We start from the raw sequence: 9,170 nt of genomic DNA, 5'->3' as shown, positions 1-9,170 counted from the left end.
CAGCCGCAATCTCGTCCGGAGTCACACTCTCCCAACGCGACACCGAACCAGAAGGACACGCTCAACCACAGCTGACCTGACCAAGCCCTACTAGGAGTCGGTCCGCGCCCGCTCCTGGTGCTCCTCCAGGATCGGGAACCGCCGCGGTGCCACGAAGAGCAGGACGAGCAGCGCGGCGACGGCCGCGGCGGTCGCGCCGAGGAAGATGTGGTCCACGGCGGCGGCCACCGACCGGCGCAGGTAGTCGGCGGCGGCCTCGGGGAGCAGGTCCGGCCGGTCGAGGGCCTTGGACACGTCGTCGAGGTGGTCCGGCAGCCCGGACATCGGGGCGTGCGCCAGCCGGGCGGCGATCGTCGCGTTGGCGACGGCGCCGAGCAGCGCGGCCCCGAGGCTCTGGCCGACCTGGCGGCAGAACAGCACGGAGGCCGTCGTCGTACCCCGCTCGGACCAGCCCACGGTGGACTGGACCCCGACGATCAGCGGCAGTTGGAACAGGCCGAGGGCCGCGCCCAGCAACAGCATGATCAGTGTGGGCTGCCAGGGCCGGGCGGGGTACGGGAGCAGCGTGAACGAGAAAAGGATCACGGCGGCCAGCGAGATCCCGACGGCGGCGGAGTTGCGGAAGCCGATGCGCCGGTAGACGTGCTGGCTGAAGGCGGCGGACACCGGCCAGGTGAGGGTCATCGCGGACATGGCGAGCCCGGCGCTGACGGCCCCGAGACCCAGCACGGACTGGGCGTAGGTGGGGACGAAGACCATCGGGGCGATCATGAGCACCCCGAGTGCGCCGAGGGCCAGGTTCACGGCGGCGATGGTGCGCCGGCGCCAGACCCACCCCGGAATGACCGGTTCTGCGGCCCGGCGTTCGATCCGGACGACCACGGCCGCCAGCAGCGCGCTCGCGCCCAGCAGCCCGAGGGAGGGCGCGGACAGCCAGGGCCAGGCGACCCCTCCCTGCACGAGGGCGAAGAGCAGCAGGCCGCCACAGGCGAAGACGCCGAGGGCGCCCGCCCAGTCGATCGGGCCGCGGCGGCCCGGGGACCGTACGGGCTCCACGAGGTGGCGGGCCAGCATCCACAGGGCCAGGCCGCCGAGCGGCAGGTTGATCAGGAAGATCCAGCGCCAGTCGGCGTACGAGGCGATGAGCCCGCCGAGCGCCGGGCCGGCCACCGCGGAGGCGGCCCAGACGGAGGACATCCGGGCCTGGATCCTCGGGCGGTCCTTGAGCGGATAGAGGTCGGCGGCCAGGGTCTGCACCGTGCCCTGCAGGGCGCCGCCGCCCAGCCCCTGGACGAGGCGGAAGGCTATGAGGGCGGCCATGTTCCAGGCGAGCGCGCACAGCAGTGAGCCGACGACGAACAGGGCTATGCCGAAGAGGAGTACGGGCTTGCGGCCGAAGGTGTCGGAGAGCTTGCCGTAGACGGGGAGCGTGACGGTGACGGCGAGCAGGTAGCCCGCGAAGAGCCAGGAGAAGACGGAGAAGCCGCCGAGGTCGCCGACGATCTGCGGGACGGCGGTGGAGACGACGGAGCTGTCGAGGGCGACGAGTGCCATCGCCAGCATGAGGGCACTGACCAGGGCGGTACGGGGCGTCCGCGCGCTCGGCGCCGCCGCGCCGGTCTCCGGTCCGGTCCCGGTGCGTTCGCCCGTGCTCTCCTCTGCGCCCACCAAGATCCTTTCACCGTGCACGTATCTGCGGGGAACACCATCTCATCGCGGGGTATCCGGCGGTATCCCCCCGGTATCCCCCAGAGGTGATCCGCCAAAGGATGCAGAACCCCTAGGGGTTGCTCCTCACAAGGGTCCAGGGGTCATTCGTCCCGGCGGAGGAGGAGGACCGCCCGGCGAGGTCCTTAACTGGTTCCTACGGGCAGGGGTGGGGTTAACCCCCCGGTGGATACGGCGATGGGCACCAGCGCGCCGGCCGCCTCCGCACCGCAGACTTCACGACGGCAAGGCAGCGGAATCCGGCCATGCGCGCGGCAGCGCGAGCGGCGAACCAACGAGGGGAAGCACCGTGACAACGGCTATGACCGAAACCAGGCACGGGGGTACTGGAGGGCATGAAGCCGTCGCGGCCCGGGCGCGCAAGGTCGTCAAGGCCTACGGCGCCGGGGAGACCCGCGTGGTCGCCCTCGACGAGGTCGACGTGGACATCAAGCGCGGCCAGTTCACGGCGATCATGGGCCCTTCCGGCTCCGGCAAGTCCACGCTGATGCACTGCCTCGCCGGCCTCGACACGGTGACCAGCGGGCAGATCCACCTGGACGACACCGAGATCACCGGGCTGAAGGACAAGAAGCTCACGCAGCTGCGCCGCGACCGGATCGGCTTCATCTTCCAGGCCTTCAACCTGCTGCCCACGCTCAACGCCCTGGAGAACATCACGCTCCCCATGGACATCGCGGGCCGCAAGCCGGACGCGGAGTGGCTGAACCGGGTCGTCGAGACCGTCGGCCTCGCCGGGCGCCTCAAGCACCGCCCGACCGAGCTCTCCGGCGGCCAGCAGCAGCGCGTGGCCGTGGCCCGCGCCCTCGCGGCCCGCCCGCAGATCATCTTCGGCGACGAGCCCACCGGAAACCTGGACTCCCGGGCCGGCGCCGAGGTGCTCGGCTTCCTGCGCCGCTCGGTGGACGAGCTCGGCCAGACCATCGTGATGGTCACGCACGACCCGGTGGCCGCCTCGTACGCGGACCGAGTGATCTTCCTGGCCGACGGCCGGATCGTGGACGAGATGTACGCGCCCACCGCCGACCAGGTGCTCGACCGGATGAAGGACTTCGACGCGCGCGGGCGGACCTCGTGAGCGCGGGCACCGTACTGAAGACCTCGCGGCGCAACTTCGTCGCGCACAAGGGGCGGATGGCGCTCTCGGCCGTCGCCGTCCTGCTCTCCGTGGCCTTCGTCTGCGGCACCCTGGTGTTCACCGACACCATGAACACCACCTTCGACAAGCTGTTCGGCGTCACCACCGCCAACGTCACGGTCAGCCCGAAGGGGGCCAAGGGCGGCGAGGACAACCCGAACCGCGGCAAGCCCGAGATGCTGCCGGCCTCCGCCGTCGAGCAGGTGCGCAAGGCCGAGGGCGTCAAGGGCGCCGAGGGCGCCGTCGTCTCGATGTCGGTCACGGTGGTCGACGCCAAGAACGAGAACATGGGCTCGACCACCGGCGCCCCGACCATCGCGGGCAACTGGAACGACAACGAGCTCAAGTCGATGAAGATCACCTCCGGCCAGGCCCCGCGCGGTCCGACCGAGATGATGGTCGACGCCGACACCGCGAAGAAGCACCACCTGCGGCTCGGCGACGAGCTGCGCACCATCGCCATCACCGGTGACATCCGCGCGAAGATCAGCGGCATCGCCACCTTCACGGTGACCAACCCGGGTGCGGCGATCGTCTACTTCGACACCGCGACCGCGCAGGAGAAGCTGCTCGGCGGCCCCGGCCTCTTCACGCACGTCAACGTCACCGCCAAGGACGGGGTCAGCGACGAGCAGCTGAAGACGAACGTCGCGACGGCCGTCGGCGCGGACACGTACAAGCTCCAGACCGCGAAGGAGTCCGCGGACGCCAACCGCAAGGACGTCGGCTCCTTCCTCGACGTCATGAAGTACGTGATGCTCGGCTTCGCCGGGATCGCCTTCCTCGTCGGCATCTTCCTCATCTTCAACACCTTCTCGATGCTGGTCGCCCAGCGCACCCGCGAGATCGGCCTGATGCGGGCCATCGGCGCCGACAGCGGCCAGATACTCAAGTCCGTGATCGTCGAGGCCTTCCTGCTCGGCCTCGTCGGCTCGGTCCTCGGGGTCGGCGCCGGCGTGGGCCTGGCCGTCGGCCTGATGCAGCTCATGGGCCAGATGGGCATGCACCTGTCCACCGACGACCTGACCATCGCCTGGACCACCCCGGTCGTCGGCCTGGTGCTCGGGATCATCGTCACCGTCGTCTCGGCCTTCATCCCGGCCCGCCGGGCCGGCAAGGTCTCCCCGATGGCGGCCCTGCGCGAAGCCGGCACCCCCGGCGACAAGAAGGCCGGCCGCATCCGGGCCGCCGTGGGCCTGGTCCTCACCGGCATCGGCGGCGCGGGCCTGTTCCTCGCCGCGGCCGCCGACAAGGCCGCCGCCGGCTCGCTCTGGCTCTCCCTGGGTGTGCTGTTCACCCTCATCGGCTTCATCGTGATCGGCCCGCTGCTCGCCGGCCTCGTGGTCCGGCTGCTCTCCGGCATCGTCCTGCGGCCCTTCGGGTCCGTCGGCCGCCTCGCCGAGCGCAACGCGCTGCGCAACCCGCGCCGCACCGGCGCCACCGCAGCAGCCCTGATGATCGGACTGGCGCTGGTCGCCTGCCTGTCGGTGGTCGGCTCCTCGATGGTGGCCTCCGCCACCGACGAGCTCGACAAGTCGGTCGGCGCGGACTACATCGTCCAGTCCCAGACCGGCCAGCCGATCATGCCGCAGGCCGAGCAGGCGCTGCGCGCCACCAAGGGCCTGGACCACGTCACCGCGTACCGGGAGGTGGAGGCGAAGATCACCGCCCCCGACGGATCCGTCAAGGAAGACGGCATCAGCGTCAACGACCCCACGTACGCCCAGGACGTCCGGCGCAAGATGATCGCCGGCGAGCACGCGGCGGCGTACGGCAAGGACGCGATGTCGGTCGGCTCGATCTACGCGGACGAGCACCACGTCAAGGTCGGCGACGAGCTGACGGTCGCCTTCACCGGCGGCCAGACCGCCAAGCTGAAGGTCGCCGCGATCACCTCCGACGAGGGCAACCTCGACAAGGGCGTGAAGTACATCAGCACCGCGACCGCCGAGCAGTTCCTGCCGGCCGACCGGATGCCGCGGCCGTTCATGCTGCTGGCCAAGGCGGCCGACGGCAAGGCGGACGCCGCGTACACCGCCGTCAAGGGTGCGCTCGCGCAGTACCCCCAGTACCAGGTGCAGAACCAGACCGACTACAAGAAGTCCCTCAAGGACCAGGTCGGCCAGCTGCTGAACATGGTCTACGGGCTCCTCGGCCTCGCGATCATCGTCGCGGTCCTGGGCGTCGTGAACACCCTGGCCCTCTCGGTGGTCGAGCGGACCCGCGAGATCGGCCTGATGCGCGCCATCGGCCTCTCCCGACGCCAGCTGCGCCGCATGATCCGCCTGGAGTCGGTGGTCATCGCCCTCTTCGGCGCCCTGCTGGGCCTGGGCCTGGGCATGGGCTGGGGAGCCACCGCGCAGCAGCTGCTCGCCCTGGAGGGCCTGAAGGTGCTGGAGATCCCCTGGTCGACGATCATCGGCGTCTTCGCCGGGTCGGCCTTCGTGGGCCTGTTCGCCGCACTGGTCCCGGCCTTCCGGGCAGGGCGGATGAACGTACTGAACGCGATCGCGAGCGAGTAACCGGCTCGGCGTTCGTTCGGGGGACCGCCGGCCCCGGCCGGCCCTTCGGGGCCGTCCGGGGCCGACGGCCGTCCCCGGCCGCCCCCGCGCCCCGCGGTGGCCGCAATCCCCCGCGCGGGGGACCGGGGCGCGCCGTAGGGTGGGAAGCCCCGGCCCGTGAGACGTGTCGGGTCCTTCGCGTTGCCCCTTCACCGGACGGAAGCCTCCTTTCATGAGCCTGCACGGACTGCTCGACGCCGTCACCCGGGACCCGGCCCTCGCCGAGGCGGTCACCGCGGCCGGGGACGGCAACCGCATGCACGTGGACCTCGTCGGGCCTCCGGCCGCGCGGCCCTTCGCCATCGCCGCGCTGGCGGCCAGGAGCGGGCGGACCGTGCTCGCGGTCACCGCCACCGGCCGGGAGGCCGAGGACCTGGCCGCCGCGCTGCGGTCCTTCCTGCCGCCCGACGAGGTGGCCGAGTACCCGTCCTGGGAGACCCTTCCGCACGAGCGGCTCTCCCCGCGCAGCGACACCGTGGGCCGGCGGCTCGCCGTACTGCGCCGGCTCGTGCACCCGAGCAAGGACGACCCGGCGGCGGGGCCCGTCTCCGTCGTCGTCGCGCCGATCCGGTCCGTGCTCCAGCCGCAGGTCCAGGGGCTCGGGGAGCTGGTCCCGGTCAGCCTGCGGCACGGCGAGAGCGCCGATCTGGGAGAGGTGACCGAGGCGCTGGCCGCGGCCGCCTACGCCCGTGTCGAGCTCGTCGAGAAGCGCGGGGAGTTCGCCGTGCGCGGCGGCATCCTCGACGTGTTCCCGCCCACCGAGGAGCACCCGCTGCGCGTGGAGTTCTGGGGTGACGAGGTCGAGGAGATCCGCTACTTCAAGGTCGCCGACCAGCGCTCCCTGGAGGTCGCCGAGCACGGGCTGTGGGCCCCGCCCTGCCGGGAGCTGCTGCTGACCGACGAGGTGCGGGAGCGGGCTGCGGCCCTTGCAGAGGCCCACCCCGAGCTCGGCGAACTCCTGAACAAGATCGCCGAGGGGATCGCGGTCGAGGGTATGGAATCCCTCGCGCCGGTCCTCGTCGACGACATGGAACTGCTGATCGACGTCCTGCCGGCCGGGTCCATGGCCGTCGTGTGCGACCCCGAGCGGGTCCGCACCCGCGCCGCCGACCTCGTCGCGACCTCCCAGGAGTTCCTGATGGCCTCCTGGGCCGCGACCGCCGGCGGCGGCCAGGCCCCGATCGACGTCGGCGCGGCCTCGCTGCGCGGGATCGCGGACGTACGCGAGCACGCGCGCGAGCTCGGCATGATGTGGTGGTCGGTCTCCCCCTTCGCCGCCGACGAGGCCGAAGGCGGCGGGGACACCCTCAAGCTCGGCATGCACGCCCCCGAGGCCTACCGCGGCGACACCGCCCGGGCCCTCGCCGACACCAAGGGCTGGATCGCCGACGGCTGGCACACCGTCTACCTCACCGAGGGCCACGGCCCGGCCGCCCGCACCGTCGAGGTGCTCGGCGGCGAGGGCATCGCGGCCCGCCTGGAGGCCGACCTGCGCACCCTGGAGCCGTCGATCGTCCACGTGGCGTGCGGCTCCCTCGACAACGGGTTCGTCGACGCGGCGCTGAAGCTGGCCGTCCTCACCGAGACCGACCTGACCGGCCAGCGCACCGCCACCAAGGACCTCGGCCGGATGCCGACCCGGCGCCGCAAGTCCGTCGATCCCCTCACCCTGGAGGTCGGCGACTACATCGTCCACGAACAGCACGGCGTCGGCCGCTACATCGAGATGGTGCAGCGCACCGTCCAGGGCGCCACCCGCGAGTACCTCCTCGTCGAGTACGCCCCCGCCAAGCGCGGCCAGCCCGGCGACCGGCTCTACATCCCCACCGACCAGCTGGAGCAGGTCACCAAGTACGTCGGCGGCGAGGCCCCGACCCTGCACCGGCTCGGCGGCGCCGACTGGACCAAGACCAAGGCGCGCGCCAAGAAGGCGGTCAAGGAGATCGCCGCCGACCTCATCAAGCTCTACAGCGCCCGCATGGCGGCCCCCGGCCACACCTTCGGCCCGGACACCCCCTGGCAGCGCGAGCTGGAGGACGCCTTCCCGTACGCGGAGACGCCCGACCAGCTCACCACCATCGCCGAGGTCAAGGAGGACATGGAGAAGTCCGTCCCCATGGACCGACTGATCTGCGGCGACGTCGGCTACGGCAAAACCGAGATCGCTGTGCGAGCCGCCTTCAAGGCGGTCCAGGACGGCAAGCAGGTCGCCGTGCTCGTCCCGACCACGCTGCTCGTGCAGCAGCACTTCGGGACCTTCTCCGAGCGCTACAGCCAGTTCCCGGTCAAGGTGAAGGCGCTGTCCCGCTTCCAGAGCGACACCGAGTCCAAGGCCACCCTGGAGGGGCTGAAGGAAGGCTCGGTCGACATCGTCATCGGCACGCACCGGCTGTTCTCGCAGGAGACCAAGTTCAAGGACCTGGGCCTGGTCATCGTCGACGAGGAGCAGCGCTTCGGCGTCGAGCACAAGGAGCAGCTGAAGAAGCTGCGCGCCAACGTCGACGTACTGACGATGTCCGCGACCCCGATCCCGCGCACCCTGGAGATGGCGGTGACCGGCATCCGCGAGATGTCGACCATCACCACCCCGCCGGAGGAGCGCCACCCGGTGCTCACCTTCGTCGGCCCGTACGAGGAGAAGCAGATCGGCGCGGCCATCCGGCGAGAGCTGCTGCGCGAGGGACAGTGCTTCTACATCCACAACCGGGTCGAGTCCATCGACCGGGCGGCCGCCAAGCTGCGCGAGATCGTGCCCGAGGCGCGGATCGCGACGGCGCACGGGCAGATGTCCGAACAGGCTCTGGAGCAGGTCGTGGTGGACTTCTGGGAGAAGAAGTTCGACGTGCTCGTCTCGACCACGATCGTCGAGTCCGGCATCGACATCTCCAACGCCAACACCCTCATCGTGGAGCGCGGCGACAACTTCGGCCTCTCCCAGCTCCACCAGCTGCGCGGCCGCGTCGGCCGAGGCCGCGAGCGCGGGTACGCGTACTTCCTCTACCCGCCGGAGAAGCCGCTGACCGAGACCGCGCACGAGCGGCTCGCGACGATCGCCCAGCACACCGAGATGGGCGCGGGCATGTACGTGGCGATGAAGGACCTGGAGATCCGCGGCGCGGGCAACCTGCTCGGCGGAGAGCAGTCGGGCCACATCGCGGGCGTCGGCTTCGACCTCTACATCCGCATGGTCGGCGAGGCGGTGGCGGACTACCGGGCCGCCGTCGAGGGCGGGGTGGAGGAGGAGCCGCCGCTGGAGGTCAAGATCGAGCTGCCGGTCGACGCGCACGTCCCGCACGACTACGCGCCGGGTGAGCGGCTGCGCCTGCAGGCGTACCGGTCCATCGCGTCGGCGAACTCCGAGGCGGACGTCAAGGCCGTACGGGAGGAGCTGCACGACCGCTACGGCAAGCTGCCGGAGCCCGTGGAGAACCTGCTGCTGGTGGCGGGGCTGCGGATGCTGGCGCGGGCCTGCGGGGTCGGCGACATCACCCTCCAGGGGCCCAACATCCGCTTCGGCCCGGTGGAGTTGCGCGAGTCGCAGGAGCTGCGCCTCAAGCGGCTCTACCCGGGCACGGTGCTCAAGCCCGCCACTTCGCAGGTGCTGGTCCCGCGGCCGAAGACGGCCCGGGTGGGCGGGAAGCCGCTGGTCGGGCGGGAGCTGCTGGCCTGGACCGGGGAGTTCCTCACCACGATCCTCGGGTCGTGAGACGCGTGCGGCCGGGGACCGCTCCTCGCCGGAGCGC

4 protein-coding genes are annotated in these 9,170 nt (G+C 71.3%); 3 read left to right on the top strand and 1 reads right to left on the bottom strand.

Features of this window, described 5'->3' with window-relative positions:
- Window positions 1-90 precede the first annotated feature (90 nt).
- The gene (locus ACFXGI_RS29330) at window positions 91-1,668 is read right to left on the bottom strand and encodes an MFS transporter (RefSeq protein ID WP_384712881.1); all 1,578 of its coding nucleotides are present in this window, start codon (window positions 1,666-1,668) and stop codon (window positions 91-93) included.
- Window positions 1,669-2,029: 361 nt separating this feature from the next.
- On the opposite strand from ACFXGI_RS29330, the gene ACFXGI_RS29325 reads away from it, so the two are divergent.
- From ACFXGI_RS29325 to mfd, 3 genes are all read left to right on the top strand, one after another.
- A complete protein-coding gene (locus tag ACFXGI_RS29325; RefSeq protein WP_384712878.1) occupies window positions 2,030-2,806 on the top strand; it encodes an ABC transporter ATP-binding protein in 777 nt (258 codons plus the stop codon).
- 56 nt (window positions 2,807-2,862) lie between these two features.
- Window positions 2,863-5,388, top strand: a complete 2,526-nt coding sequence (locus ACFXGI_RS29320; protein WP_384712908.1) for an ABC transporter permease — start codon at window positions 2,863-2,865, stop codon at window positions 5,386-5,388.
- Window positions 5,389-5,599: 211 nt separating this feature from the next.
- On the top strand, window positions 5,600-9,133 hold the full coding sequence (mfd, locus tag ACFXGI_RS29315; RefSeq protein WP_384712875.1) for a transcription-repair coupling factor: 3,534 nt from the start codon (window positions 5,600-5,602) through the stop codon (window positions 9,131-9,133).
- The last annotated feature ends 37 nt before the right edge of the window (window positions 9,134-9,170 follow it).

This window comes from Streptomyces sp. NPDC059355 (assembly GCF_042752335.1).
Classification (GTDB): Bacteria; Actinomycetota; Actinomycetes; order Streptomycetales; family Streptomycetaceae; genus Streptomyces.
The sequence above is the reverse complement of the archived record's forward strand: the minus strand, read 5'-3'. Positions and strand labels throughout refer to the sequence as shown.

What these genes read in the sequence shown, in the direction of transcription:
- ACFXGI_RS29325 (WP_384712878.1), top strand. Translation starts at nt 2,030, where the DNA reads ATGACCGAAACCAGGCACGGGGGTACTGGAGGGCATGAAGCCGTCGCG.
- ACFXGI_RS29320 (WP_384712908.1), top strand. Translation starts at nt 2,863, where the DNA reads ATGGCGCTCTCGGCCGTCGCCGTCCTGCTCTCCGTGGCCTTCGTCTGC.
- mfd (WP_384712875.1), top strand. Translation starts at nt 5,600, where the DNA reads ATGAGCCTGCACGGACTGCTCGACGCCGTCACCCGGGACCCGGCCCTC.